20 protein-coding genes are annotated in these 26,737 nt (G+C 30.8%); 6 read left to right on the plus strand and 14 right to left on the minus strand.

What is annotated here, in order from left to right; genetic code table 11:
* Positions 1 to 5 precede the first annotated feature (5 nt).
* The 7 genes from LACAL_RS07555 to LACAL_RS07585 all read right to left on the minus strand — a co-directional run bounded on the left by LACAL_RS07555 (position 6) and on the right by LACAL_RS07585 (position 6,571).
* Positions 6 to 758 (minus strand): class I SAM-dependent methyltransferase, encoded by a 753-nt coding sequence (locus tag LACAL_RS07555; RefSeq protein WP_013870131.1) that lies wholly within the window; start codon positions 756 to 758, stop codon positions 6 to 8.
* The gene (locus LACAL_RS07560; RefSeq protein ID WP_013870132.1) at positions 749 to 1,486 is read right to left on the minus strand and encodes a DUF2071 domain-containing protein; all 738 of its coding nucleotides are present in this window, start codon (positions 1,484 to 1,486) and stop codon (positions 749 to 751) included. The genes LACAL_RS07555 and LACAL_RS07560 overlap by 10 nt, the downstream gene beginning before the upstream one ends.
* A complete protein-coding gene (locus LACAL_RS07565; protein ID WP_013870133.1) occupies positions 1,470 to 1,865 on the minus strand; it encodes a DoxX-like family protein in 396 nt (131 codons plus the stop codon). Before LACAL_RS07565 ends, LACAL_RS07560 begins: the two co-directional genes overlap by 17 nt.
* 46 nt (positions 1,866 to 1,911) lie before the next feature.
* A complete protein-coding gene (locus tag LACAL_RS07570) occupies positions 1,912 to 2,415 on the minus strand; it encodes a GbsR/MarR family transcriptional regulator (RefSeq protein WP_013870134.1) in 504 nt (167 codons plus the stop codon).
* A gap of 98 nt (positions 2,416 to 2,513) precedes the next feature.
* Positions 2,514 to 4,547 (minus strand): M3 family metallopeptidase, encoded by a 2,034-nt coding sequence (locus tag LACAL_RS07575; protein ID WP_013870135.1) that lies wholly within the window; start codon positions 4,545 to 4,547, stop codon positions 2,514 to 2,516.
* 384 nt (positions 4,548 to 4,931) lie between these two features.
* Positions 4,932 to 5,414: a 5-(carboxyamino)imidazole ribonucleotide mutase gene (gene purE, locus LACAL_RS07580; RefSeq protein WP_013870136.1), complete on the minus strand. Its 483-nt coding sequence runs from the start codon at positions 5,412 to 5,414 to the stop codon at positions 4,932 to 4,934.
* A gap of 2 nt (positions 5,415 to 5,416) precedes the next feature.
* Entirely contained in the window at positions 5,417 to 6,571 is a 1,155-nt protein-coding gene (locus LACAL_RS07585) for a 5-(carboxyamino)imidazole ribonucleotide synthase (protein ID WP_013870137.1), read from the minus strand.
* Between the two features lie 123 nt (positions 6,572 to 6,694).
* On the opposite strand from LACAL_RS07585, the gene LACAL_RS15175 reads away from it, so the two are divergent.
* The 3 genes from LACAL_RS15175 (at position 6,695) to LACAL_RS07600 (ending at position 9,471) form a co-directional block, all read left to right on the plus strand.
* Positions 6,695 to 7,804 carry an adenylate kinase gene (locus LACAL_RS15175; protein WP_013870138.1) on the plus strand — a complete coding sequence of 370 codons (1,110 nt, stop codon included), beginning with the start codon at positions 6,695 to 6,697 and terminating at the stop codon, positions 7,802 to 7,804.
* Between the two features lie 101 nt (positions 7,805 to 7,905).
* On the plus strand, positions 7,906 to 8,901 hold the full coding sequence (obgE, locus tag LACAL_RS07595; protein WP_013870139.1) for a GTPase ObgE: 996 nt from the start codon (positions 7,906 to 7,908) through the stop codon (positions 8,899 to 8,901).
* Between the two features lie 42 nt (positions 8,902 to 8,943).
* Positions 8,944 to 9,471 carry a DUF4136 domain-containing protein gene (locus LACAL_RS07600; RefSeq protein WP_013870140.1) on the plus strand — a complete coding sequence of 176 codons (528 nt, stop codon included), beginning with the start codon at positions 8,944 to 8,946 and terminating at the stop codon, positions 9,469 to 9,471.
* A gap of 67 nt (positions 9,472 to 9,538) precedes the next feature.
* On the opposite strand, the gene LACAL_RS07605 is transcribed toward LACAL_RS07600, so the two are convergent.
* Positions 9,539 to 15,799: an alpha-2-macroglobulin gene (locus LACAL_RS07605; protein WP_013870141.1), complete on the minus strand. Its 6,261-nt coding sequence runs from the start codon at positions 15,797 to 15,799 to the stop codon at positions 9,539 to 9,541.
* Between the two features lie 174 nt (positions 15,800 to 15,973).
* Between LACAL_RS07605 and LACAL_RS07610 the strand changes: the two genes are divergently transcribed.
* The 3 genes from LACAL_RS07610 to LACAL_RS07620 all read left to right on the plus strand — a co-directional run bounded on the left by LACAL_RS07610 (position 15,974) and on the right by LACAL_RS07620 (position 19,216).
* The gene (locus tag LACAL_RS07610) at positions 15,974 to 16,930 is read left to right on the plus strand and encodes a lipopolysaccharide assembly protein LapB (RefSeq protein ID WP_013870142.1); all 957 of its coding nucleotides are present in this window, start codon (positions 15,974 to 15,976) and stop codon (positions 16,928 to 16,930) included.
* Positions 16,931 to 17,077: 147 nt separating this feature from the next.
* Positions 17,078 to 18,433, plus strand: a complete 1,356-nt coding sequence (murC, locus tag LACAL_RS07615) for a UDP-N-acetylmuramate--L-alanine ligase (protein ID WP_013870143.1) — start codon at positions 17,078 to 17,080, stop codon at positions 18,431 to 18,433.
* A 132-nt stretch (positions 18,434 to 18,565) separates the two neighbouring features.
* Positions 18,566 to 19,216: a hypothetical protein gene (locus LACAL_RS07620; protein WP_013870144.1), complete on the plus strand. Its 651-nt coding sequence runs from the start codon at positions 18,566 to 18,568 to the stop codon at positions 19,214 to 19,216.
* 49 nt (positions 19,217 to 19,265) lie between these two features.
* On the opposite strand, the gene rodA is transcribed toward LACAL_RS07620, so the two are convergent.
* The 6 genes from rodA to purH all read right to left on the minus strand — a co-directional run bounded on the left by rodA (position 19,266) and on the right by purH (position 26,724).
* The gene (gene rodA, locus LACAL_RS07625) at positions 19,266 to 20,540 is read right to left on the minus strand and encodes a rod shape-determining protein RodA (RefSeq protein ID WP_013870145.1); all 1,275 of its coding nucleotides are present in this window, start codon (positions 20,538 to 20,540) and stop codon (positions 19,266 to 19,268) included.
* Positions 20,541 to 20,547: 7 nt separating this feature from the next.
* A complete protein-coding gene (gene mrdA / locus LACAL_RS07630; protein ID WP_013870146.1) occupies positions 20,548 to 22,470 on the minus strand; it encodes a penicillin-binding protein 2 in 1,923 nt (640 codons plus the stop codon).
* On the minus strand, positions 22,467 to 22,976 hold the full coding sequence (gene mreD / locus LACAL_RS07635) for a rod shape-determining protein MreD (RefSeq protein ID WP_013870147.1): 510 nt from the start codon (positions 22,974 to 22,976) through the stop codon (positions 22,467 to 22,469). The genes mrdA and mreD overlap by 4 nt, the downstream gene beginning before the upstream one ends.
* On the minus strand, positions 22,969 to 23,790 hold the full coding sequence (mreC, locus tag LACAL_RS07640) for a rod shape-determining protein MreC (protein ID WP_013870148.1): 822 nt from the start codon (positions 23,788 to 23,790) through the stop codon (positions 22,969 to 22,971). Before mreC ends, mreD begins: the two co-directional genes overlap by 8 nt.
* An 11-nt stretch (positions 23,791 to 23,801) precedes the next feature.
* Positions 23,802 to 24,830 carry a rod shape-determining protein gene (locus tag LACAL_RS07645; protein WP_013870149.1) on the minus strand — a complete coding sequence of 343 codons (1,029 nt, stop codon included), beginning with the start codon at positions 24,828 to 24,830 and terminating at the stop codon, positions 23,802 to 23,804.
* A gap of 361 nt (positions 24,831 to 25,191) precedes the next feature.
* Positions 25,192 to 26,724, minus strand: a complete 1,533-nt coding sequence (gene purH, locus LACAL_RS07650) for a bifunctional phosphoribosylaminoimidazolecarboxamide formyltransferase/IMP cyclohydrolase (protein ID WP_013870150.1) — start codon at positions 26,722 to 26,724, stop codon at positions 25,192 to 25,194.
* Positions 26,725 to 26,737: the final 13 nt, after the last annotated feature.

Genomic DNA, 26,737 nt, shown 5'->3' on the forward strand with positions numbered 1-26,737 from the left:
AATATTTAGTTTTTAAATGAAAAAATCGACATAAATGGTGTGAACTTATCTTCTAATACATTATTAAATCCAGCTTTTTTAAAAACGTTAACCCATGTTTTTTTGGAGAAAAAATGTGTGAAACCAATTGAGAAAGCGAAAAAGTTTGGTATATCTCTTAAGTGCTCAACTAAAATTACTTTTCCGTTTGTTTTACAAACACGATGGCACTCTTTTAAAAATTGAATTTTTTCTGAATTTTTTCTAATTTCATGAGCTGCTGAGAGTAAAAAAATAATATCAACACAATTGTCTTTTAATGGAATTTTAGAGGTAACTATTTGTTTTGTATTTGGGAATTGGTTGGTAACCTTTCTTGCTCTAACAATTGCAGGTTCTGTGTGTTTTATTGGATTGTAAAAATCGTATACCTGAAATTTTGAAAGTGGAAATTTTTCTTTTAAAGAAAAACTCGTTTCATCAAAACCTGCATTAATATTTAGTATTAGTTGGTTTTCTTTGTCTTTTAAATTTTTATTTTTTAGCCAATTAAAGTTATAGTATCCTGCATAATCATATACGTAAGCAGATATTATAAGAGGTATTAATAATCCATAAGAAAAAGCTAGTACTATAAGCTTAAGCATTAATAATGACCATTGAAAGTATATAAATAAAGTAATTATTAGCACTAAAACTAATAAACCATAAATGTAAAAGTGCCTGTTAAAACTTAAAATATTTAATACACCTTGAAATTTTTTTCTTTTTAATTCCATAATTCTATCTCTCCTTTTTTCCAATAATATGGTATGTTTTCTATAATAAATGCGTTTGCTAATACGTGATTTTTTAATTGTAATTTTTTAAAAAAATCAACACTGTAGTGTTCTATTTCAATTGGTTTTGGTTTCCAATATTGTCTTACTCCTTGAATTATTAACATTTCTTTCTTTTTGTTGTTATATGTAAAAGTAAAAGGTAATGGTCCTGCAAAACGTCTGGCTTCTTTCCAGTTTAAAAATGGAGAGTTGTTTGGTAAATTAATAGCGTTTTTACTGTTATTAATTGTAATACTAAAGTTTGATTGTTTAGATGCTATTTCGGTTTTGTTTTTTGTAATAGTTTGTTTTACATCTGTTGACGTGTAGTTGTAATGTGTAAAAGTATTACCCAATATTGCCATTTTCTTTTTATCGGTTTCAGATTTTATTATATATAAACCACGCAAACGTTTTCCTTTTTTATTGGTGTAGCGCACAAATATGCGATAACCGATTAAGAAAAAATCATTTCCTAAAAATTTGGGAAAACCTTTTGGTCTTAAATCCTTAGTCTGAACCATTGCAACAGCAACAAATGCCCATTTATCTTTGAAAGTGTCTAATGTTAAACAATCTGGAATTAGGGTTTGCAGTTGCTCTTTTGGTACAGCAAAAGTTAATACTGTTGAGTTTTTAAAAAAAGCTTCAACTGCAAAAGGATGATTTTTAAGTGATATAAACATGGTCTTTTTTTAAATTAAAATGATAGCTGTTTAAGTAGATTAATATGCAAAATAAAAAGGCAAAAATGATATTGTATTTATGCCATAATAGTAAGTTTGAAGCCATTATAAATTCTATACAGTTCATTAATAATATTATTATAATCTGTAATACTGCATTGCATTTTTGTTTGTAGTGGCTAAGTATCCATATAGCCATACATATTTCTAAGAAACCTATTATTATAATTAATAGTCTTGAGTGTGCTGTGTTTATTATTTGTGCAACAATAGCTTCATGTCTTGGTACCTGGTTTAGTATTTTGCAGTACAAACCATTTACAAGCCAAACTAGAGCAATAATAATTGTAATTATTCTATTTAAAAATATATTTTTCATACATATTAAACTTTCAGAAAAAATTGAAAGTAGTGTTTAAATTTTTTTATTTAAAGAATTTTAAAACAGACTTTGTAATCCAGTTTTGTTTCTGGTTAACTAATTTATTTATAACAGCATCCATGGTTTCTGTTAGTTCATGTAATGCTTTTGTTTGTTTTATAAGTTCTTTTGTTTTTTCACTACCGTCGTCTTTAATAGATGAGACTTCATCAAGAATTTTTATTACTGGCTGTATTTCACGTCTGCTTCTTTCTTTAGCTACAATTCTAGCTAATTCTTGCACATCTTTTTCGGTAGTAAAAAACTCTTTTCTTTCTCCTGCGATTATTGTTTTGCTTACAATTCCCCAATCTATTAATTGGCGTAAATTCATAGATGTATTTCCACGAGAGATTTTAAGTTCGTCCATAATCTCTTCCATAGATAATGGTTTTGTAGAAATAAAAAGTAAGGCTTGAATTTGTGCCATTGCTTTGTTAATTCCCCAAAGAGAGCCTAAACTTCCCCAAGTACTAATAAATTTATCTTTTGCTTCTTGATATTGCATGATTCAAATATATAATAATTTTTAAACTTTCAATAATTATTGAAAGTTTATTTTTTAAAAAAAGACCAACTGCGCTAGCTGGTCTTTTTTGTGAAAAGTTATTTTATTAAGCCTGCTCTTTTTAATAAGGCTTCTGGTTTAGGTTCTTGACCTCTAAAGCGTTTATATAAAGTCATTGGATTTTCAGTACCTCCTTGAGATAATACATTGTCTTTAAATTTGTTTGCAATTTCCTTGTTAAAAATACCGTTTTGTTTAAAATAATCGAAAGCATCTGCATCTAATACTTCTGCCCATTTGTAACTGTAATAACCAGAACTGTAACCGCCTTGGAATATGTGAGCAAAAGCTGTGCTCATACAGTTTTCTTCTACATCTGGATATAGTTTTGTGTCTTGAAAAGCTTTGTTTTCAAAGGTTTTTACATTTTTAATAGATTCTGGAGATTCGCCGCCATGCCATGACATGTCTAGTAGTCCAAAACTAATTTGCCTTAAGGTTTGCATGCCTTCATGAAATGTTGCAGACTCTTTAATTTTGTTTATTAAATCCATTGGTATTACTTCACCTGTTTCATAATGTTTTGCAAACAGTTCTAAAGCTTCTTTTTCGTAACACCAGTTTTCCATAACTTGACTTGGTAATTCTACAAAATCCCAATATACGCTAGTTCCAGATAAACTTGGGTAAATTGTATTTGCAAGCATACCGTGTAATGCATGACCAAATTCATGAAATAGAGTAGTAACTTCGTTAAACGTTAATAATGATGGTTTGCTTTTTGTTGGCTTAGTAAAATTACAAACTATAGACACGTGAGGTCTTTCTTGGTTGCCATCTTTTACAAATTGAGGTTTGTAACTTGTCATCCAGGCACCGTTTCTTTTGCCTTTTCTAGGAAAGAAATCTGCATAGAATATGGAGATTAATTCACCATTGGTATTTGTTACTTTGTAGGTTAAAACATCTTCATGATATTTATCGATGTCATTTATTATTTCAAAATGAAGTCCAAATAATTTTTTAGCTATTGTAAATGCACCATCAATTACATTTTCTAATTTAAAATATGGTTTTAATTGCTCATCGTCTAAATTAAATAGTTTTTGTTTTAGCTTTTCGGCATAGTAAGCAGAGTCCCATTTTTGTAATTGGTCTATATTATCTAATTCTTTAGCAAAGTTTTCTAAAGTTTTAAATTCATTTTTTGCAGCAGGTTTAGCTTTAGAAAGTAAATCGTTTAAAAAAGTAAGTACTTTTTCTGGTGTTTGTGCCATGCGCTCTTCTAAAACAAAATTAGCATGTGTTTTATAACCTAAAATGTTTGCGCGTTTATAGCGTAGGTTTGCAATTTCTAAAACAATATTTTGGTTGTCTAAATCATCTCCTTTAAAAGCTTTGCTTCCAGCTGCTTTAGATAATTCTTCTCTAAGTTCTCGATTATCTGCATAAGTCATAAACGGTATATAGCTTGGGTAGTCAAGCGTAATAATGTAGCCGTCTTTGTTTTTACTTTCTGCAAGTTGTTTTGCTGCTTCTTTGGCGCCATCTGGCAATCCAGAGACATCACTTTCTTTTGTTAAGTGTAATTCGTATTTATTAGTTTCTGCTAAAACATTTTCTCCAAATTTAAGTTTTAACTGTGCTAGTTTTTTGTCTATGTCACGCAGTTTAGCTTTGTTTTCTTCGTTTAAATTAGCACCGTTTCTAGAAAAGCTTTTGTATTTTTTATCTAATAACGTTTTTTGCTCTGTTGTTAAATCTAAAGCTTCTTTTTGCTCGTAAACTGCTTTTACTCGTTTAAATAAATTTTCGTTTAAGGTAATATCATTTCCAAATTCTGTAAGTAAAGGAGAAATTTCTTGTGCTATTTTTTGAATTTCATCATTTGTTTCGGCAGAGTTTAAATTAAAAAATATACTGGTAACGCGATCTAGTTGTTGACCAGAAAACTCTAAAGCTTCTATAGTGTTTTTAAAAGTTGGAGTATCGGTATTATCTGTTATTACTTCAATTTCTTTTTTAGCTTTTTCAATTAAAGTTGAAATAGCAGGCTTATAGTCACTGTTTTTAATAATATTAAATGGTGCAGTAGTATATTTTGTAGAAAATTTTTGTTCTAATATGTTCATTTTTAGCTATTTAATTGTTTTTTTGAATAAAAGTTATAAAAATACTTGTAAAAAATCGAAACATGTAGTTAATTTGTCCAGATTTTTTCTCGAGAGTTGGTTACTCTCTTAAAAATTATTGATTAATAGCGATGAAAAGCCTCAAATTTATTTGGGGCTTTTTTTTATGCCTAACATTTTTAAAAAAATTAACAAAAATCAGCTTTTAATCGGGTTTTTATAGCACTTAATCTAAAAAAGGTTAAAAATAAATTTCAATTCTTTGATTTGTAATGATTTATTGACTTTTGCTATAAGTTTTTTTGATGATGAGTAATACACTCATAATATAGAAAGATTAATAGCGAAAGAAAGCCTGGGTAACCAGGCTTTTTTATGTTTTAACTATTTTATGTTTTTTGAAGCAGTTTCTACTTTAAGTTTTAGCTCCTCTTTATAAGTTATTATTTTATTAAGTATGCTTTGGTCGCTGGCACCAATAATTTGTGCAGCTAAAATTCCAGCATTTTTTGCTCCGTTTAAAGCTACGGTAGCCACAGGAACACCACCAGGCATTTGTAAAATAGATAAAATAGAATCCCATCCATCTATAGAGTTTCTGCTTTTTACAGGAACACCAATAACAGGTAAAGGTGATAATGAAGCTACCATTCCTGGTAAATGCGCAGCACCACCAGCTCCTGCTATAATAACTTTAATATTCCTTGTGTGTGCGTTTTTACTGTAATCAAATAACTTTTCGGGTGTTCTGTGTGCAGAAACGATATCTACTTCAACATCAATTTTAAAAGCTTTTAATATATCTATTGCTTCTTGCATAACAGGAAGATCACTATCGCTTCCCATAATAACGCCTACTTTACTCATAATTATTTACTTATTACTTTAATTGTGTTTTTTACTTTTTCAGCAACTTGTCTTGCAACATTTAAATCTTTATTTACAATAGTTACATGTCCCATTTTACGAAATGGTCGCGTTTGTTTTTTACCATAAATATGTGGTGTTACGCCGTCCATTTCCATGATGTCTGCAATGTTTTTATAAACAACGTCACCTGTGTAATTTTCGGCTCCAACTAAATTTACCATAATACCACCAAGTTTACTGTCTGTATTTCCTAATGGTAGATTTAATATGGCGCGAATATGCTGTTCAAATTGAGAGGTGTAACTAGCCTCAATAGTTTGGTGACCAGAATTGTGAGGTCTTGGAGCCACTTCGTTTATTAATATATTATCGTCTTTAGTTAAAAACATTTCGACAGCTAATAAACCAACATGATTATAAGCTTTAGAAACTTTTAAAGCAACTTCTTGTGCTTTTTTAGCAATATCTATTGGTATTCTTGCTGGACAAATTACGTATTCTACCTGGTTAGCTTCTGGATGAAACTCCATTTCTACAACAGGATAAGTTTTAATATCACCATCTGGATTTCTGGCAACAATTACAGCTAATTCATTTTTAAAATCAATAAGTTCTTCTGTAATACATTCACCTTTAGGTAAATCTTTTAAATCCTCTAAACTGCGTACAACTTTTACGCCAGTGCCATCATACCCAAATTGAGCACTTTTCCATACAAAAGGAAACTTTAAACCACCGTTTAAAATAGCATCTTCTATTTCTGATGCATATGCAAATCGCGAAAATTGAGATGTAGGTAAATTATGATCTAAATAAAATAATTTTTGCTTAGCTTTATTTTGAATAGTTCTTAGATTTTTAGAGCTTGGATATACTTTTACACCTTCATTTTCAAGCTTTTCAAGCGCATCTACATTAACATTTTCTATTTCAAAAGTTAAAATATCTACTTGTTTTCCAAAATTATAAACGGTATCAAAATCCATTAAATCTCCTTGAGTAAAAGCATTGCATGCTAATTTACAAGGTGCTTGATCGCTAGGATCTAAAACAAAGGTTGTAATGTCAAATTTTCTTGTGTCGTAAAGCATCATTTTGCCCAATTGTCCGCCACCAAGAATACCTAATTTAAAATTTGAAGAAAAGTAATTCATTTTATTGCCAAAAATTTTACACAAAAATACAGTTTATAATGAAAAGATAACCAATAAAACCGTGTCAAAATGGTATAACGATTAACAAAATTGTATCTTTGCCTCTTTCTTAAAATTAAGACAATGATAAAGTTACATGACAAATATTTTAAGCCATACATTTCAGCAGAAGAAATTGACGATGCTGTTACTAAAATGGCACAAGATATTGCAGACGATTTAGGCGACGAAGTACCAGTTTTTATTGGCATTTTAAACGGTTCGTTTATGTTAGTAAGTGATTTTGTAAAAAAATACCCAAAAGCTTGCGAAGTAACATTTATTAAATTGGCCTCTTATGAAGGTGTTAAATCTACCGAAGACATACAGCGTCTTATTGGTTTAACACAAGATTTAACAGGAAGAACAGTTGTAATTCTTGAAGATATTATAGATACAGGTAATACGCTTCACGAAGTACATAGAATTTTTAATAACGAAGGCGTAAAGCAACTACTAATTGCTACACTGTTTTACAAGCCAGAAGCATATAAAAAAGATTTTAAAATTCATTATATAGGTAAAGATATCCCTAATAAATTTATAGTTGGTTACGGCTTAGATTATGATGGGTTAGGAAGAGATTTACCTCAAGTATATCAATTAAAAACAACACAACACATGACTAATCTAGTATTATTTGGTCCTCCGGGAGCAGGTAAAGGTACACAAGCTAACTTTTTAAAAGAAAAATATAATTTAGTACACATTTCTACAGGAGATGTATTTAGATATAATATTAAAAACGAAACTGCTTTAGGGAATTTAGCAAAATCGTATATAGATAAAGGCGCATTGGTACCAGATCAAGTAACTATTGATATGCTGGAAGCCGAAGTTGAAAAAAATGCAGATGCAAAAGGTTTTATTTTTGATGGTTTTCCAAGAAATGTAACACAAGCAGAAGCTTTAGATAAAATTTTAGAAAACAAAGACTCTAAAGTAAATGCTATGGTAGCTTTAGAAGTTGAAGATGAAGTTTTAGTAAAACGCCTATTAGAACGAGGGAAAACTAGCGGAAGAAAAGACGACTCAGACGAGAGTATAATTAGAAACCGTATTAAAGTATACTATAACGAAACCGCCATTTTAAAAGATTATTACTCTGCACAAGACAAATATTTTGGTGTTGATGGAGTTGGTAATATTGAAGATATTACAGAACGTTTGTGCAATACAATAGATAAATTGTAAATTATACATTTACAATAAACCAGGATTTCAATTAAAATTATTAGCTAGAAAAGTATAAAAGAATAACTTTTAATTTTCAAGCTACACTTATAACTTAGACAATGACAGAAGGAAATTTCGTTGATTACGTAAAAATGCATGTAACCTCAGGAAAAGGAGGAAAAGGATCTACACACTTACACCGTGAAAAATATATCGCAAAAGGTGGACCAGATGGTGGTGATGGCGGTCGTGGAGGTCATATAATTTTAAAAGGAAACTCTAATCTTTGGACCTTATTACACTTAAAATTTAAACGTCATATTCGTGCAGGACATGGCGAACATGGTAGTAGTGGCAGAAGCACAGGAGCAGATGGTGAAGATATGTATGTTGAAGTGCCATTGGGAACTGTAGTTCGTGATACCGAAACAAATGAAATTCTTTTTGAAATAACAAAAGATGGTGAAGAACGTATAGTTGCTGAAGGTGGAAAAGGTGGTCGCGGAAACTGGCACTTTAAAAGTTCTACAAACCAAACACCACGTTATGCGCAACCTGGTATTCCTCAAGAGGAAAAAGACATTACTTTAGAGTTAAAAGTATTGGCAGATGTAGGATTGGTTGGTTTTCCAAATGCAGGAAAATCTACACTATTATCTGTAGTAACCTCTGCAAAACCAAAAATTGCAGACTACGAGTTTACAACACTTAAACCCAATTTAGGTATTGTAAAATATCGTGATTACCAAACATTTGTAATGGCAGATATACCAGGAATTATTGAAGGTGCTGCCGAAGGTAAAGGTCTTGGTTATTACTTTTTACGCCATATAGAACGTAATTCTATTTTATTATTTTTAATACCTGCAGATGCACCAGATATTAAAAAACAATACGATGTTTTGTTAGACGAGTTACGCCGTTATAATCCAGAAATGTTAGACAAAGAAAGACTAATTGCAATTTCTAAAAGTGATATGTTGGATGACGAGTTAAAAGCAGAAATGAAAGTAGAATTGGATAACGAATTACCAATTCCTTATTTATTTATCTCATCGGTAGCACAACAAGGTTTAACAGAGCTAAAAGATATGCTTTGGAAATCTTTAAACTAGTTTAGGAATAATTTTTGCTTACATTTAAATAAAATTGAAGCAATGAAATATCTTAAAATTCTACTCTTATTATTGTGTGTCGCTTCTTGCGCACCAATTTATGTAAATCACGATTACGAAAAATCTGTTGATTTCTCAGAGTATAAAACCTATAACTTTTTTACAGATATAAATTCTGGCTTAAGTGTATTAGACGAACAACGTTTAATAGCTGCTTTAGATGCTAAACTAACGGCTATGGGTTTTCAAAAAACCGAAAACGCAAGTTTTTTAATAGACATTAAAAGTGATGAGTTTCAGGAGAATTCTAGAAACACTGTTGGTGTAGGTCTTGGTGGTGGTAATCGAGGTATTGGCGGAGGCATATCTATTGGTATTCCAATTGGTCAAGCCAACGTTAATAAAAGAATTGTTGTTGAATTTGTAGATGATTCTAAAATGGGATTGTTTTGGCAAGCAACTAGCGAAAGCGGTTTTAAGCCTAACGAGAAACCTGAAAAAAGAGAAGCTAAGTTTGCTGCAATTGTAGAGAAAATGCTTGAAAATTTTCCGCCAGAAACTAATAAATAAATATGGAGTGATTAATAAATATAAAGACCTGATATAAAATATCAGGTCTTTTCTTTTTTATAATTTGTTATTCTACATTTATACGAGAGCCTTCACTATGGCTATTAAATTCTGGTGCATACATACTTTGTATGGTTGTAATTCCATTACTCATGTTTCCAGCATTGCTTACCCGTAAATCGTATTCAAATACGTAAACACCTTTTGGTAAATAGTCGAAAAAGAAATTAGTTGAAGCATCTTTGGTTGCTTCATAATAACCTAAACCATCTTGGTATTTGTATTGTGACAATACATTAATAGGTTCTAGTCCTGCAGCGCGCATATCTTTCATGTGTACAAACTCCATGGCACGATCACTTCGTAATTCTATTCTAACACTTACTAAATCACCAACTTCTAATTTGGTGTTTTTAGTAATATCTGTAAGCACTTCACCTTTATCTGTATTTGTTTTTTTGAAGAGTTTTTTCTTCAATTTTAAAGGTGTTTCAGCTGAGGTTATTTTATCTAAATCTTCAAAATATTGCCAGTACATACTTCCCCAAGCAATACCATTTCCTTTTTTAGAAATTTTTACTTCGGCCATTTCTGGCTTAATTTCATTACCAGACCAACTGGTTTTATAATAACCGGTTCCTGCTTCTACTTTAACTGCTTCTAATTTTGATGGCGATATAGGTTGGTTTCCTACAATAACCTCTACCATATCTGTTACGCTTAACCAATTGTTGCCTTGTAATAATAATGCATAAACAGCTTCAGTAGTTGCTTTAGTGGTTTTCCAACGGTTAGTTTGTTTGTTTTTAAGTAACCAAATTTTAAGTTCGTCTATGGTAGCAATATTTTCAGCTTCGGTTTGAATTGTTGTTCCTGCTTCAGAGAATGCTTCAATCATTAAAGCTTGTGTTTCAATAGGTGCTTGATACCAATGCCATGAACTAGTATTTGCTTTCCAATACATGCCTAATTCTTCCGAAGTTATACTTGTTTCTTTTAATGAGTTTAAAATCTTTTTAGAGGTTACTTCATCTTTATTTCTGTGTGTTACTAAAGCCATCATTCCTTTTGCATACAATGGTCTTTTTAGCCAATAGTTTTTAATTTGAGAATGATAATAGTCCATAATCTCACTAACTTCTTTATTTGGTTTATTATTTGGAAAGAAGCTTCGCATATATAGGTAATGTAATTGTGTGTAGCTTAATCTATCTATATTTAAATCGGCATCCTTATCGTATTTTCTAATGTCTTTATATTCTTGTATAAATTCTGCATCAAGGTAGTTTAAAGCCTTATCAATCATTTTAGACGTCTCGACTGCGCTCGACGAGACATCGAGTTTTTTAAGATGTCCAAAACCTGCAATTATATGTTGGGTGATGTAACGATTTGCACGATAATCTCCAAACCAAGACCAGGCACCATTAGACATTTGGTTTTGCTCAAGTTTTCTTTTGGTTCGAGATAATTCGTTATTCATTTTATTTAAATCGAATAGCAAAGCAATGCGTTTTTTCTGTTCGGTTTCGCTTTGCGCATCTCGTAACCAAGGTGTTTCTTGAATTAAAATAGATTTTAATTCTTGATTCTTTTCTAAGTTACTTAATAAAGCATCTGTATTTTTCCATTGGTTAAATACCTCTTGAATTCTTGGGTTTGAATTTGCAATATGGCTTGCCAATGCGTTAGCATAATATCTTGAGAATGTTTGCTCGTTACACTCGTAAGGATATTCCATTAAATAAGGTAACGCTTGTACTGCATACCAAGCAGGATTACTAGTCATTTCTAGAGTTAACTTATGGTTTTTAAGTGTTGTTGAGGTGTTGTTTTTAAGCTTATCTAAAGTGAATGTTTTTGTTTGGTTACTACGAATCCACATAGGTAAACTTTCTGTTACTAACATTCTATTGGTTAAAACAGGTAATGCATTTTGTTCGCCATCACTATAATCACCAGATTTTGCTATTATTTTATATTGAATGGCTTGCACATTATCTGTTATATTTAAATTCCAAGTCACACTTGTATTGCCTTTTGCATCGACTGTAAAGTTTTTATTGTTATTTACATTAGATAATTCTGAATCTATAGATTTTCCTGTTAAAGCATCAAACAATTGAAGCACTGTAATACCATTTAAATCTTTATTTGTAAGATTAGAAATTTTAGTAGAAATACTAATTTTATCACCTTGACGTAAAAAACGTGGCACATTAGGTAATACCATTAATTCTTTTTGAGTAACAGTTGCTAGTGATGTTGTAGCGTGTTCTAATGTTTTAGTATGTGCTAATAATTGTAATTTCCATTTGGTTAAAGCTTCAGGAGTGGTAAAGCTAAAAGACACTTCACCTTTTTCATTTGTTTGTAATTGCGGAAAAAAGAATGCTGTTTCTTTTAGGTTTTTACGTATTTGCACCTTATCAAAATTAGCATTAGGATTGTTTTTGGTAGTAATAATTACAACACCGTTTTTTCCTCTATTTCCATAGGCTGCAGTAGCTTCATCACCTTTTATTACATTTATAGAAAGAATGTCTTTTGGATTTAAAGCTCTAAAATTTTCTTCATCCACAGGAACACCATCTATAATAAATAAGGGTTCGATATTTGCAATTAAAGAAGAAACACCTCTTAAGTTAATTTCAGTTTCTGCTCCTGGTTGTCCACTTCCGGTACTAATATTTAGTCCTGAAACTTGACCTTGTAATGTTTGAACAAAATCTGCATTTACTTCAGCTTCAGCTGGAGCAGACATCTCTAAAATATCTTCATTATATATATTGTTTTTTAATGAGCGTCTCAAGTACCTACTATTTCCAAAATAAAACCCAAACCAGTTTAATTGGTCGAAATTTTGGTAAGTATAACTATACTTAAAATTAGTATCTCTATTAACATTAAAATTAGTATTACCAAAACTTCTGTGTGCATTTACTCTAAATCTTGAGTGGTACATACTACGATAAATAGGGTTAAAACTCCAATTATGAGTTTTAAACTCGTCTAAAGAAGCATCATACATACTTGCTAAAAGTTCTGCAGAAACTTTATCGCCTTTTGGGCCTTTAATTTTAAATTTCCAAGTTTCATCTGTTCCAGGTTGCAGTTTATCTCTAAAAGTTAAAGTTTCAATTTCTAAATCTGTTTTTGGATATGGAACATTTATAGTTAGAGAACCACTTTTAAATTCATTAAAAGCAGCAAAGCTATAGTGTACAGCAAAGCCACCAATATCTTTAGAAGATACAGGAACTTCTATCGTTTTTTTATTTTGGTTTAAAGCAACAATATATGTATTTGTAATTTTTTGGTTTTTTTCAATTTCTACGGTAACTAAAATATTTTTAGCCGCAGTAGCAAGCGTTATTTCTGCTGTATCGTTAATAGCATATTGTTCTTTATTTGTAGTTATTTGAAACAATTGATTATCTTCTAGAACTTTATCTTTTTCGCTAAAAACACGTGTTTTAGCTTCGTCTTTAACGGCTTGACCAAATTTATCTTTAGTTTCTAAAACAATACTATATTGTCCAGATTCCCATTTTTTAATGTTTTTTAAAGTGATAGTTTTAGACTTTTCTGTATCAAACGTTTCATTAAAAACAAGTTCGTCTTTTTTCCAGTGTTCCGGATTATGTTCCTTTTTATAAGCCTCATGAGGGAATAAGGTTTTAAATTCCTCTTTTGTGAAATTTTGATAGTCTGGTGCTTGCCAAGGTCGTGTTCTTAAAACATGTTCTGGAGCTTTTAATTTGTAAATTTTAAGTGTGCCTTGCGCAGCAACAAACTCGCCATTTAAATTTTTTGTATCTATTATAATTTCATGATTTTTTTTAGCTTTATCTAAATCACTATTTATACTTATTGATGCTGTTAATGCATGATACCCAACATTAACTGTTGTGGTGGTGCTTCGTGTTTCTCCATTTATATCTGTAACGTCTGCAGTCACTTCATATTTAAAAATAGGTAGTCCTTTTTTATCTACGCTTTCGTCTGGTATGGCTTTAAAAACAACTTTGTAGTTTCCGTCACTATCGGTTGTAGTTTCACCATGTGTGATTTCTTGGCCTTGGTCTTGAAACATTGGACGACTCCAAGCGTACCAACGTGGGTACTGTACGTTACGTTTAACGCGATAAACAACTTTAGCGTTACTAATTTTAGAGCCTGCAAAGGCTAATGCTTCACCGTTTACGGTAACACTGTCGTTAACCTTTATTGTTTCGGTTATTGGTTTAAAGTTAGTTTCAAATTTTGGTCGCTTATATTCTTCAACCGAAAAATTAGTATGACCTCGTAAGTTGTTTTTTCCGTTTATTTCAATTTCAAAATCACCTGTTAGTCCATTATTTGGTAAAATAAATTCTCCTGAAACAGAGCCAAATTCATTTGTTTTTAAATGTAATGTTTTTACTGTTTCACCATTAACATTATGCAAAGTTAGATCTACAGGACTTTTTTCTAAAACAGAAGATTTTTCATCTTTCGTTTTCATAGCAATAGCTTTAAAATAGACTGTTTGTCCAGGTCTGTAAATACTCCTATCTGTAAATAAAAATGCGTTATACCTTGTAGTATTTTTATTATTATTAGAACTGTAATAACTATTTATGTAAAGGTTGTTGAAATAAGCAACATCTCCAGAATTAGTTATTTTTATATTAGCATTATTACGTTTGTTTCGAGCTTTATTAATTGTTATTTTTCCAAACTCATTGGTAGTTTTTGTAGTAGATTCTGTTAATTTATTTCTATAATAATATTCTATTTCAACTTTAGCATTAGTAATAGGTTTACCATTATTTCTGTCTATAAATTGTATGTGTTTTTTTTGAGAATCGTCATACTCTGTAATAGCAATGTATGTAACTAGAATAGTAGTATGTGCAGTGAAATTTTCGTTTAACTCATTAGATTTAGCATAAATTAAATAGCGACCATTATTAAGTTTGGGTATTAAAACCTCGGTAGTATGTGTTTGGTAATCTTGTTCGTTTTTAAGTGTTACTTCCCAGTTTTTTGTAGCTTTTAGTTTAGCTATAAAGTCTTCTTTTTCGTTTTGTCTATAAATTTTAGAAAACGTTTTGTGCTGTTTTTCGGTTAGCTTAAATATTGAAAATTCTAAATTATTTAGGTCTTTGTAAGTAACTAATATGCGAGTGTTTGTATTAATAGGTAAAAAGCCTTCAGTAGTTAACTGTAAGCTTGGGTTTTCTATTTGTTGTTTTAAAACTTGGCACATTTGGGCACCTTTGCTATTTGGGAATTTAGCAATTGTAGAATCACAAATTGCAATAGCATCTTTGATTTTCCATCTTACTTTAGTATTAGTTTCAGGATTATATTCATTACCCTGAGCATTATATATAGAAGCTAAGTTATAATTGTATAAAGCAGAAACTTCGTGAGTTTTGTTTTTTTTAATTTCAGTTTTAAGTGTATTAATGTAAATAGAATCCTTATCTATAAAAGTGGCATGATTATGTGCAAAATTTAAACGGTCAATATTTACATTGGTCAAAGCAAAAGGTTCTGTATCTTTTAAATGAAATTTTATAAGTTCTTGATATAGTTTTAATGCATTTAGAGTAAGTGAACTTGAGTCTTTAGAGGTTATGTTTAAATTCGCAAATGTATTTGCTGGAGCTAAATAATTAGTGTCATCAACAATAAATTTGTAAGCAGGTTTGGCAATGCTGTTTTCTTGATGCTTATAAAAATCTAGGGCATTGTGTGCTAATAAATCAAATACAGTAGGTCTGTAAATTTTAGAGTCTTTTTGTTTAGTTAAAATAACATCAAAATCTTTTAAATCTGTTTGCTGTAATATTAAACCATTAGCCAGTGAGTTTTTGTAGTGTAAATTAATTTCTTGAAATAAAGTTTCTAAATCCCAGGTTCTAAAATCTTCGGTTTCAACTTTTTCGTTGGTTTTTGTACGGTTATAAAACTTCCAACGGTTTTGTTTAAAATACTGCCAGTACAAAGTGGCTAATATATTTTCTAGTACATTTTTAGTGGGAACCTTACTTGTTTTTATTTCGGTTTTAAAATTGTTAATAATGTTAAGTTGGGCTTCTTCTTCAAGCACTAACATAAACTTACTTTTAAAAAGTAGCGTTTTAATTACCTGTGGCGAATTGCTTTCTGCCTTAGCTTTACTTTCAATAGTTTCAACAACTTTTAATGCCGATTTTGGTAAACCTTCAATCTCTAACTTTTCTACATCTTTCCATAGTTTGGAATAGGTATCACTCTGTGAAAAAGAAGTGTTAGCAAAAAGTATAACCATTATTAAAGTGATGATTTTGTTCATATTATAATTTTTTCAAGCAATATAATTGTATCGTTCAAGCAATAAAACACTAAATGTGTCACATAGGCGTTTTAATGAGTAAACTGTATTAATTTAAAAGTAAAGCTTTTATTTTTCAAAAGAAAATCAAAAACAATACCATAGATTATTATTTTTGCTCTAAGTTATAAAAACATGAAACGCCTCCTATTCCTTTTAATATTATTTCCATTTTTTACAATTGCACAATCACTTGTTAGCAAGGCAGAGTTGATGATAGATAACAAGCAATTTACTAAAGCCGAAACGACCTTAATACCATTTGTAAAACAAAATCCAGAAAATTTAAAGGCTATAGAGTTGCTAGGAGACGCACTAGGTCATCAAAAAAAATGGGATGATGCTGCGGCCCAATTTAAAAAATTAATAGAGCAAAAACCAAATACAGCAAATTACCATTATAAATACGGCGGCGCATTAGGTATGAAAGCCTTAACAGTTAGTAAAATTTCTGCCTTAATGATTATTGGCGATATAAAATCTTCATTTTTAAAAGCAGTACAATTAGACCCAAAACATATAGATGCACATTGGGCATTAGTGGAATTATATATACAATTACCAGGAATAGTTGGAGGCAGCAAAAGCAAAAGTTTAAAGTATGCAAATGCATTACAAAATATTTCTAAAGTCGATGGTTATTTAGCAAAAGGCTATATTTATGAGTACGATAACGAACCAGAGTTAGCCGAGGAGTTTTACAAAAAAGCAATACAAACCGGAGGCTCTGTAACTTGTTACGATAAGCTTACAAAGCTTTACGAAAAAGAAGGAAAAACAAACCTGGCAATATCTAATTTAGAAGCTGCAAACCTTAAACATAAACGCAACGCTATGCATTATCAAATAGGCAAGGTATGCGCAGATTATAACGTGCAACTCGAAAAGGGAGAATTTTGTTTAAAAATATATTTAAAAAATTATAGTGCTAAAGATGGTGTCCCAAAAGCTTGGGCTTACTATAGGTTGGCTCAAATTTACAAGCATAAAAATAATAAAACCGAAGCTTTAAAATGGATAGATAAAGCCATTGTAAATTTACCTAAAATAGAAGTTTTTAAAACCGAAAAACAAAAAATAAATATGCTTTAAATCTTGGGCGTTACCTAAAGGTCGCGCTCGCGCAAGTCGCTATCAAAGATGAGCTCCAACAATTGCTTGATCCCTAACGCATAAATCTTAAATCCATATAAAAAATAGTATTACAATTACTATCTTTGACTACTTCAAAAAAAAACCATGAACGTACATTTTATAGCTATTGGCGGTAGTGCAATGCATAATCTAGCATTAGCCTTACACAATAAAGGATATCAAGTAACAGGAAGCGACGACACTATTTTCGAACCTTCAAAATCAAGATTGAAAGCAAAAGGATTACTACCAGAAAACTTTGGTTGGTTTCCAGAAAAAGTAACTTCAAACTTAGATGCAATTGTTTTAGGCATGCATGCTAAAGCAGACAATCCAGAGTTATTAAAAGCACAAGAGTTAGGTTTAAAAATATACAGTTATCCAGAGTTTTTATTCGAGCAATCTAAACACAAAACAAGAGTTGTAATAGGAGGAAGTCATGGTAAAACAACAATAACCTCTATGATTTTGCATGTTATGCATTACCATGATCGTGATGTCGATTACATGGTTGGCGCTCAACTAGAAGGTTTTGATGTTATGGTAAAACTAACCGAAGACAATGACTTTATTGTTTTAGAAGGCGATGAGTATTTAAGCTCACCAATAGATCGCAGGCCAAAGTTTCATTTATACAAGCCAAATATTGCGTTATTAAGTGGTATTGCTTGGGATCATATAAATGTGTTTCCAACCTACGAGAATTATGTAGAACAGTTTAAAATATTTGTAGATTCTATAGTTCAAGGCGGAAGTATTAACTATAACGAAGAAGATGCCGAAGTAAAAAAAGTAGTAGAAGCAAGCGAAAACCCTATAAGAAAAATTGCATACCAAACACCAGAATATACTGTAGAAAATGGTGAAACCTTATTAGAAACACCAGAAGGACCTTTGCCAATAGAAATTTTTGGGCAACATAATCTTAATAACTTAGCAGGAGCAAAGTGGATTTGTCAACATATGGGAATCGATGAGGATGATTTTTACGAAGCCATTTCAAGTTTTAACGGCGCAAGTAAAAGACTTGAAAAAATTGCAGAAAGTAATAACAGTGTAGCTTATAAAGATTTTGCACATTCACCAAGTAAAGTAGAAGCTACAACAAAAGCAGTAAAAGAACAGTATAGTAACAAAACTTTAGTAGCCTGCTTAGAGTTGCATACTTATAGTAGTTTAAATGCCGAATTTTTAAAAGAATATAAAGGCGCTTTAGATGCAGCAGATGTTGCCGTTGTATTTTATTCTCCACATGCTGTAGAAATTAAAAAACTTGATGCCGTTTCGCATGAGCAAATAGCTAACGCTTTTGAGAGAGATGATTTAATTATTTATACCAATCCAGAGGAGTTTAAAAACTTTTTATTCTCACAAAAATTTAATGATAAAGCATTACTATTAATGAGTTCTGGAAATTATGGAGGTTTAGATTTCGATGAGGTTAAAAAGTTAATTCATTAAATTTTCTGTTTCTAATTTAGGTTTTAGATTATACAATAAAAATTTTAGTGTAACGTTTTAAGGTTGAGTAACTTTAAAGCTTATTTTTTTTGTAAAAAATTACGTTCTATTAATCAATTAAAACCAATTTTTATGAAACGTATTATTTTTTCATTATGCATTGTTGCATTCTTATTTTCTTGTGCTTCAGACGATAACACTCAACAAGCAACACAACAACCACCAGTTTCTAATTTTTATGCATTAACCGTAGGTAATACTTGGGTGTATAAAAGTTTTGAGTATAACAGTAATACAATGGAGTATGAAGATTCGGGTATTGTAGATACAGTGACAATTATTGATACAGAAATGCTTAATGGAGAAACGTATTTTAAATTTAAAACAGTAACAACTGGTAACGACTCACAAAACCCTCATTTTAATCAAAATGGAGAACAATTTAGTTTATATCGTGAAACAGAAGGCGATTTAGTTAATGATACAGGAGATACAGTGTATACAAATAATAACTATCAAGAACGGTTAGTTGCTACAAATACTTGGGGAAACATTTACGATAAACTTAAAGAAAACACAACAACTATTACTGTTAATGCAGGTGTTTTTACATGTTTAGACATGGAACGTTATGCAAAATCGCCAGATAACTCAGAGGTTTTTCCAGGTTTAGACCATATTTATTATTCAGATGGAATAGGTTTAATATCAGAATCAATATCGTTTGTATCTCAAAATTATCCAATAGGAATAAGACAATTAGAATCTTATAACTTACAATAACTAAAAAAAGCTTCTATTAATTTAGGAGCTTTTTTTAATTAAACACTAACTACCATTCATTAATTCTATTACTATCTAGCTTTATAAATATAAACAGTAAAATAGTAAATCCCCAAAGCCCAGAACCACCATAACTAAAAAAGGGTAATGGTATTCCAATAGTGGGAATTAAACCCATAACCATACCAATATTAATCATGAAATGAAAAAAGAATATAGCAGCTACGCTATAACCATATACACGACTAAATTGTGATTTTTGAAGTTCGGCAAGATGTAGAATTCGTATAATTAAAATTACAAATACAAGAACAACTGCAAAACTTCCTAAAAATCCCCATTCTTCACCAACAGTTGTAAAAATATAATCGGTGTCTTGTTCTGGTACAAATTTCCCAGTTGTTCTGGTGCCTTCCAAAAACCCTTTTCCTTTTAATCCGCCAGAACTAATTGCTTTTTCAGACTCATTAAGGTTATAGGCGAATGTTTTTTTCATTCGTTCTAATTTTTCAGGATCTTTTTCTAAGCGTAACCAAAGGCTAATACGATCTTGTTGGTGTGGTTGTAAAATATTATTATAAAAGAATTTTACACTAAAAGACAATGCTAAACAAAGTAATAATAAACCAATAGGTAGCGATATTTTAACCTTTTTTCGCTTAAAAAAGTAAAACCCAAATAGTAAAATAGTGACTACTAATATTGTTGGTAATACATTAAATTTTAATGCTGAAATAGATACAACAGCAATAAATATAATAATCCATAAATAGTACTTAGGTAAACCTTCTCGATATAAAACAAAGAAAAATGCACCATAAACTAACATACTTCCAGTGTCATTTTGTAATAAAATTAATAGGGCAGGAATAGCTATTATTAGTATGGTTCTAAGTTGGTCTTTAAGTTTTGCAATATCTGTATTTAAATCACTTATATATTTAGCTACGGCAAGTGCTGTTGCAGCTTTTACAAATTCACTGGGTTGCAACGTCATTGGTCCAATAGCATACCAAGATGTTGCACCATTAATTGTTTTACCAAAAAGTAAAACACCAACTAATAATGCCAATCCTATAATGTATATTATACTGGAAAAACGTTCGTAAAATTTAGAATCAATTGCTAAAATTAATAAAATAAGTAGGCAGGTTAACCCAATAAAAACTAATTGCTTTCCGTAGGAAGTTGTAAAGTTTAGTATTGTAATTTCGTCACCGTTTTGAGATGCAGAAAGTATATTTAACCATCCAAAACCAACTAATAAAAAAAATAGAAATATAGTAAGCCAGTCAAATTTAAAATGTCTATCAGTTTGTCTCATTTAAATTTTACTTTGGAGTAGCATTATCTGGTAGTGGTTTTACCTCTTCCATTGGAATTATTTGATATTGTGTTTCTCTATTTATTTTAAAAGGTTCTCCAGAGTATGGTTTAGCATATTCATTTTCAAGACTGTGTGTTAACAACCATTTTTCTAAATCTTTACGTGTAATTTTGTTATTAACGTATTTTTCAATCATTAAACTGGCAATTTTTCCGGCAAACCTACTTCCAAAGTAACCATTTTCTACAAAAACCGCTAAAGCAATTTTAGGATTATCTTTAGGTGCGAAAGCAACAAAAATGGAGTGATCTGTTAATTGTGTTTTTACACTATCTATTATTGCAAAGTTTTCTACAGTACCAGTTTTTCCGCATATTTCAAGTCCTTTAACTTGTAAACCACTAGCAGTTCCTTTTTTATAAACATTTAGCATGCCTTCAATAACAGGTTCAAAGTGTTTTTTATCTATGGTTGTATATTTAGGTGTTGTAAATTTTTTAGGTAAAGTTTCACCTTCTATAGCTTTTACAATATGTGGCGTATAATAATAACCTCTATTTGCAATTGCTGCAACCATATTAGCAAGTTGTATTGGTGTTGTTGCAACTTCACCTTGACCAATAGCATTAGAAATAGTATATGTAGAATAAAAACGCTCTGGATATGCTTTTTGGTAGTATGCTTTATCTGGAATACGCCCTTTTTGGCCAACATATAAATCGTTATTTAAAAAGTTGCCTAAGCCAAAGCTTTTAGCATGATTACTCCATAACTCAATTCCATCTCTCGCATTTCCTGGTTTTTCTAAAATTCTACGATATGTAGTAGCAAAATATGCATTACAAGATTCTTGAATACCTCTACTAACATCGTTTCTTGCACCATAATGGCAGTGACATTTCATAAACCTATTTCCGTATTTATAGCCTGAATAACAGGTTATTTTTTCATCAGTGGTAATTACATTTTCTTGTAAACCAATTAAAGCATTCATTAATTTAAAAGGAGATCCAGGCTCATAGACACCTTGTAAACTTCTATTAAATAAAGGTTTTGCTATAGAGTCGTTAAATAGTTTTGTGTAGTTTTTAGAGCGCTTCCTACCTACTAAATCGTTAGGATTATATGTTGGTGCGGCAATCATAGCTAAAATCTCTCCAGAACTTGGCTCTATGGCAATTACGCCGCCACGTTTATTTTGCATTAACCATTCGCCATAAGCCTGAAGCTCATAATCTATTGTAATTTTTATATCCTTACCAGATTTAGGTAACGTGTCTAAAGTTCCATCTTTGTATGGACCAATGTTTCTATTAAATCTATCTTTTTGAATAAATTTAATGCCTTTTCTACCACGTAAGGTGTTCTCGTAAGAAGCTTCAACACCAGCTTTACCAATTAAATCACCGCGTTTGTAATAAGCGTCACTTTCAATATTACGATTGTTTACTTCACCAATATCTCCTAAAACATTGGCTCCAATTGTGGTTTCGTATTTTCTTAAAGAACGCTTTTGTATGTAGAAACCATCATATTTTCGCATTTTTTCCTGAAGAATAGCATAATCTTCTTTAGATAAACTGGATACCATTACAGATGGTAATCGCCAAGAGTAATTTTTTGCTTTTTCAATTTGTTTTATAAAGCGTGTTTTATCTATTTTTAAAAGATTGCAAAATTCTAAAGTGTCTAAAGGTTCAATTTCACGAGGTATAACCATAACATCGTAAGATGGTTGGTTGGCAACTAAAAGTTTTCCATTCCTATCGTAAACAAAACCACGTTTTGGGTAGTCGTATACTTTTCTAATAGCATTATCTTCAAAAATACTATCGTTATTAGATTTGTAAACTTGTAAATAAAAAAGCCTCGCAGTAAATACGATACCTACTATTATAACAGAAATAAAGAGTAGAAATTGTCTCATTTTTTTTCGTTTCGACTAAAAATAATGGTTACTAAAACACATAAGATAATTGTAAAAATACTCGAGTATAACGTGTTTTTTAGTATTAAAATTATCTTCGAAAAGTTAAAAAAGTCTAATAAAAATAAAACAAAGTGATGTATAATTGTTAAAATGGTAAAATAGCTAAGTCTTTGCCCAAAATCTGTATTACTAAACTTAACGGCTTGATGCTCATAAATGGCACCAAAACTAAATTTTAATGCTGCAGGACGTATAAAAGCTATAGTTACTGCTGCAGCTGCATGCATACCACCAGAATCTAAAAACATATCTATAAATAAACCAAGTAAAAAACTTATTAGAATAAAAAGCATTCTATTGTTTTTAATAGGATACAAAGCAATAAATAAAATATATAAATAAGGATTTATGTAACCCATAAAATTAACATGACTCAACACCAATACTTGTAAAAGTAAAAGTAAAATAAACCTAACAGTATGTATTGAAAAAAGACTAGTCATTAGTAGTGTTTAATAATGTATTAATAGCTTCACTGTCTTTATTTTCAATTATATATACATGTTCAATATTTGTCATGTCGTTAAAAAGCTTCACATTTATCTCGTAATAATTCTCAGCATTATCCAATTTAAAATTTGAAACTACACCAATAGGAACACCTTTAGGAAATATTGCCGATCTTCCCGATGTAATAATTGTATCTCCTTTTTGCACAGGAGCTATTTTAGGTATTTCTGTTAATTGTATTTCACTTGGTGAAGCTGTATTCCAACTTAATGATCCAAAATGATCAGTTTTTTTAAGTTGCGCACTAATACGACTTGTTGTATTTAAAATAGATAATACCGTTGCGTATTTAGAGCTTGTGCTTTCAATAATTCCTAAAATACCTTTAGAGGTTATAACACCAAAATCTTGTTTAATACTGTCCTTTTTACCTCTATTAACAAGCAGGATATTGTTAGAAGTAGCATATGTGTTTCTAATAACTTTTGCAGGAGTAAACTTGTATTTTTTAGAAAACGTAGTGGTATCTATATAGGCATTGTTTAATTTGTTATTGGTATTAAAAAGTATAGATTTTAATATATTGTTTTCTTCTTGCAATAAATTATTTTGCTCTTTTAAACCAAAATAAGAACCAACAGAGTTAGAGGTATTATAAAAACCACCACTTAAAAAATTAGCCGAACTTATAAATCTACTTCTATGGTAACTATGCGACTGTACAGTAAGCATTACAGAAATAAACAATAGCAACGCAAACAGTAGAAACGTTTTGTTTCTAAGTATAAAATTTACTATTTGTTGCATTTAGGCTTTGTTTATTTAATCAATACACTTTTGTATTTAGGTAAGTTTTTAAGGGTAATACCTGTACCACGAACTACAGCACGTAACGGATCTTCAGCAATGTAAACAGGTAAATCTGTTTTTTGAGATAAACGTTTATCTAAACCACGTAGCATAGAACCTCCACCGGCTAAATAAATACCAGTGTTATAAATATCGGCAGCTAATTCTGGAGGTGTTTGAGACAATGTTTCCATAACAGCATCTTCAACACGTAAAATAGATTTATCTAAAGCTTTTGCAATTTCACGGTAAGAGATTTGAACTTGCTTTGGTTTACCGGTTAATAAATCACGTCCTTGAACACTCATGTCTTCTGGTGGTAAATCTAAATCCTCTGTAGCAGCACCAATTTGAATTTTAATTTTTTCGGCAGTACGTTCTCCAACATATAAGTTGTGCTGTGTACGCATGTAATAAATAATATCGTTTGTAAAAACATCACCAGCAATTTTAACAGATTTGTCGCAAACAATACCACCAAGAGCAATTACAGCAATCTCGGTTGTTCCTCCACCTATATCTACAATCATGTTTCCTTTAGGTTGCATAATATCTACACCAATACCAATTGCAGCAGCCATAGGTTCGTGAATTAAGTAAACCTCTTTACCGTTAACACGCTCGGCACTTTCTTTTACTGCTCGCATTTCTACTTCTGTAATTCCAGAAGGAATACAAATAACCATACGTAGCGCAGGAGTAAATAACTTCTTTTTTAAAGCAGGTATATTTTTAATAAACATACTAATCATTTGCTCAGACGCATCAAAATCTGCAATTACACCATCTTTAAGAGGTCTAATAGTTTTAATATTTTCGTGAGTTTTACCTTGCATCATGTTGGCTTCTTGACCAACTGCAATTATTTTTCCCGAAATACGATCTCTCGCAACAATGGAAGGAGCATCTACAACAACCTTGTCGTTATGAATAATTAATGTGTTTGCAGTTCCTAAATCTATTGCGATTTCTTCTGTTAGGAAGTCAAAAAATCCCATGCGTTAAGTAGTAATTTATGAAGTTATTATTGAATTGCCGTAAAAGTAATAAAACTAAGCAAAATAACAGCGTTTATTATAGATTGTTGTAATATAAATTTTTAGTGCTTAATGTTTTATAAAACTTCTAAAAAAAGATATACGCATGAAGTCTAATTTTAGACGTTTATTCTTTTTTAGTTTTTCGCTGTCGCGGAAAGGCTTTGTAGGTTATTTTTTACTTCTGCTTCTAACATGATTACGCTTAAGTAATTAGCCTTTTTTTAATTTTGGTTTATATTGAAACTACCCATAAAAAAAACCAGCAACATTAAAAATGCTACTGGTTTATATTAAAGCTATTCCTTAGAAAGAATGCTGTTTAATGTTTAAAATGACGTGTTCCTGTAAATACCATGGCAACATCATTAGCATTACAATAATCGATACTTAATTGGTCTTTTATAGAACCTCCAGGTTGAATAACGGCAGAAATACCTGCTTTATCTGCAATTTCTACACAGTCTGGAAATGGAAAAAAAGCATCACTAGCCATTACACTTCCTTTTAAATTAAAATTAAAAGATTGTGCTTTGTGTATTGCTTGGTTTAAAGCATCTACACGACTGGTTTGTCCTGTTCCACTAGCGCATAATTGTTTGTCTCTTACTAAAACAATAGTGTTAGATTTTGTGTGCTTACATATTTTAGAAGCAAAAATTAAATCGTCTAACTCGGCAGTTGTTGGTGCTTTTGTAGTTGCGTTTTTAACGTCTTCTTTTTTATCTGTTACGTTATTTCTGTCTTGAACTAACACACCGTTTAAACACGTTCTAACAGTGGTTTGTGCAAGTTCTGCATCTTTTAACACTAAAAGAATACGGTTTTTCTTCCCTTTTAATATTGTTTCAGCTTCAGCAGAAAAAGAAGGTGCAATTACAACTTCGCAAAAAAGTTTATGTATTTCTTCTGCAGTTGCTGTGTCTATTTCGGTATTAGAAATTAATACACCGCCAAAAGCAGAAACTGGATCTCCAGCTAAAGCATCTGTATAAGCTTGGTGTAAAGTATCGCGTTGTGCTAAACCGCAAGCATTATTATGTTTTAAAATGGCAAAAGTTGGTGCATCGTTTTTAAACTCGTCCATTAAATTCACGGCAGCATCAACATCTAAAAGGTTGTTATAGCTTAATTCTTTACCGTGAAGTTGAGTGAATATATCGTCAAAATTTCCAAAGAAAAAACCACGTTGGTGTGGGTTTTCACCGTAGCGTAAAACTTTCCCGTTAGTTTCAGACATTTTTAAAGCAGCAATATTATGGTCTGCATTAAAGTAATTAAATATTGCCGAATCGTAGTGAGAAGATACATTAAAGGCTTTAGCAGCAAAAGCTTTTCTATCATCTTCAGATAGGTTTCCTTTTTTATCTGTAATTAAATCTAAGAACTCTGCATAATCATTAACTGAAGATACACAAATAACATCTGCATAATTCTTTGCAGCGGCACGAATTAGAGAAATGCCTCCAATATCAATTTTTTCAATTATATCTTGATTTGAAGCTCCAGATGCTACTGTTTTTTCAAAAGGATATAAATCTACTATAACAACATCTATTTGTGGAATGTCAAAGTCTTTCATTTCTTTAACATCACCATCGTGATTTTGTCTGTTTAAAATACCGCCAAATACTTTTGGGTGTAATGTTTTAACGCGGCCTCCAAGAATTGAAGGATACGATGTTATATCCTCAACAGGTACCACTTTAATACCTAAGTCATTAATAAATTTTTCTGTACCACCAGTAGAATAAATGGTAACACCTTGGTTGTCTAGTTCTTTAACAATAGGTTCTAAACCTTCTTTGCTAAATACCGAGATTAATGCAGATTTAATTGTTTTGTTGTTGCTCATTAGTAGTTGTGTT

The sequence above is a fragment of the Lacinutrix sp. 5H-3-7-4 genome (assembly GCF_000211855.2).
Classification (GTDB): Bacteria; Bacteroidota; Bacteroidia; order Flavobacteriales; family Flavobacteriaceae; genus Lacinutrix.

Excerpts from the sequence above, each read along its gene's own strand:
- LACAL_RS07555 (WP_013870131.1), bottom strand. The coding sequence starts at position 758 with ATGGAATTAAAAAGAAAAAAATTTCAAGGTGTATTAAATATTTTAAGT.
- LACAL_RS07560 (WP_013870132.1), bottom strand. The coding sequence starts at position 1,486 with ATGTTTATATCACTTAAAAATCATCCTTTTGCAGTTGAAGCTTTTTTT.
- LACAL_RS07565 (WP_013870133.1), bottom strand. The coding sequence starts at position 1,865 with ATGAAAAATATATTTTTAAATAGAATAATTACAATTATTATTGCTCTA.
- LACAL_RS07570 (WP_013870134.1), bottom strand. The coding sequence starts at position 2,415 with ATGCAATATCAAGAAGCAAAAGATAAATTTATTAGTACTTGGGGAAGT.
- LACAL_RS07575 (WP_013870135.1), bottom strand. The coding sequence starts at position 4,547 with ATGAACATATTAGAACAAAAATTTTCTACAAAATATACTACTGCACCA.
- purE (WP_013870136.1), bottom strand. The coding sequence starts at position 5,414 with ATGAGTAAAGTAGGCGTTATTATGGGAAGCGATAGTGATCTTCCTGTT.
- LACAL_RS07585 (WP_013870137.1), bottom strand. The coding sequence starts at position 6,571 with ATGAATTACTTTTCTTCAAATTTTAAATTAGGTATTCTTGGTGGCGGA.
- LACAL_RS15175 (WP_013870138.1), top strand. The coding sequence starts at position 6,695 with ATGATAAAGTTACATGACAAATATTTTAAGCCATACATTTCAGCAGAA.
- obgE (WP_013870139.1), top strand. The coding sequence starts at position 7,906 with ATGACAGAAGGAAATTTCGTTGATTACGTAAAAATGCATGTAACCTCA.
- LACAL_RS07600 (WP_013870140.1), top strand. The coding sequence starts at position 8,944 with ATGAAATATCTTAAAATTCTACTCTTATTATTGTGTGTCGCTTCTTGC.
- LACAL_RS07605 (WP_013870141.1), bottom strand. The coding sequence starts at position 15,799 with ATGAACAAAATCATCACTTTAATAATGGTTATACTTTTTGCTAACACT.
- LACAL_RS07610 (WP_013870142.1), top strand. The coding sequence starts at position 15,974 with ATGAAACGCCTCCTATTCCTTTTAATATTATTTCCATTTTTTACAATT.
- murC (WP_013870143.1), top strand. The coding sequence starts at position 17,078 with ATGAACGTACATTTTATAGCTATTGGCGGTAGTGCAATGCATAATCTA.
- LACAL_RS07620 (WP_013870144.1), top strand. The coding sequence starts at position 18,566 with ATGAAACGTATTATTTTTTCATTATGCATTGTTGCATTCTTATTTTCT.
- rodA (WP_013870145.1), bottom strand. The coding sequence starts at position 20,540 with ATGAGACAAACTGATAGACATTTTAAATTTGACTGGCTTACTATATTT.
- mrdA (WP_013870146.1), bottom strand. The coding sequence starts at position 22,470 with ATGAGACAATTTCTACTCTTTATTTCTGTTATAATAGTAGGTATCGTA.
- mreD (WP_013870147.1), bottom strand. The coding sequence starts at position 22,976 with ATGACTAGTCTTTTTTCAATACATACTGTTAGGTTTATTTTACTTTTA.
- mreC (WP_013870148.1), bottom strand. The coding sequence starts at position 23,790 with ATGCAACAAATAGTAAATTTTATACTTAGAAACAAAACGTTTCTACTG.
- LACAL_RS07645 (WP_013870149.1), bottom strand. The coding sequence starts at position 24,830 with ATGGGATTTTTTGACTTCCTAACAGAAGAAATCGCAATAGATTTAGGA.
- purH (WP_013870150.1), bottom strand. The coding sequence starts at position 26,724 with ATGAGCAACAACAAAACAATTAAATCTGCATTAATCTCGGTATTTAGC.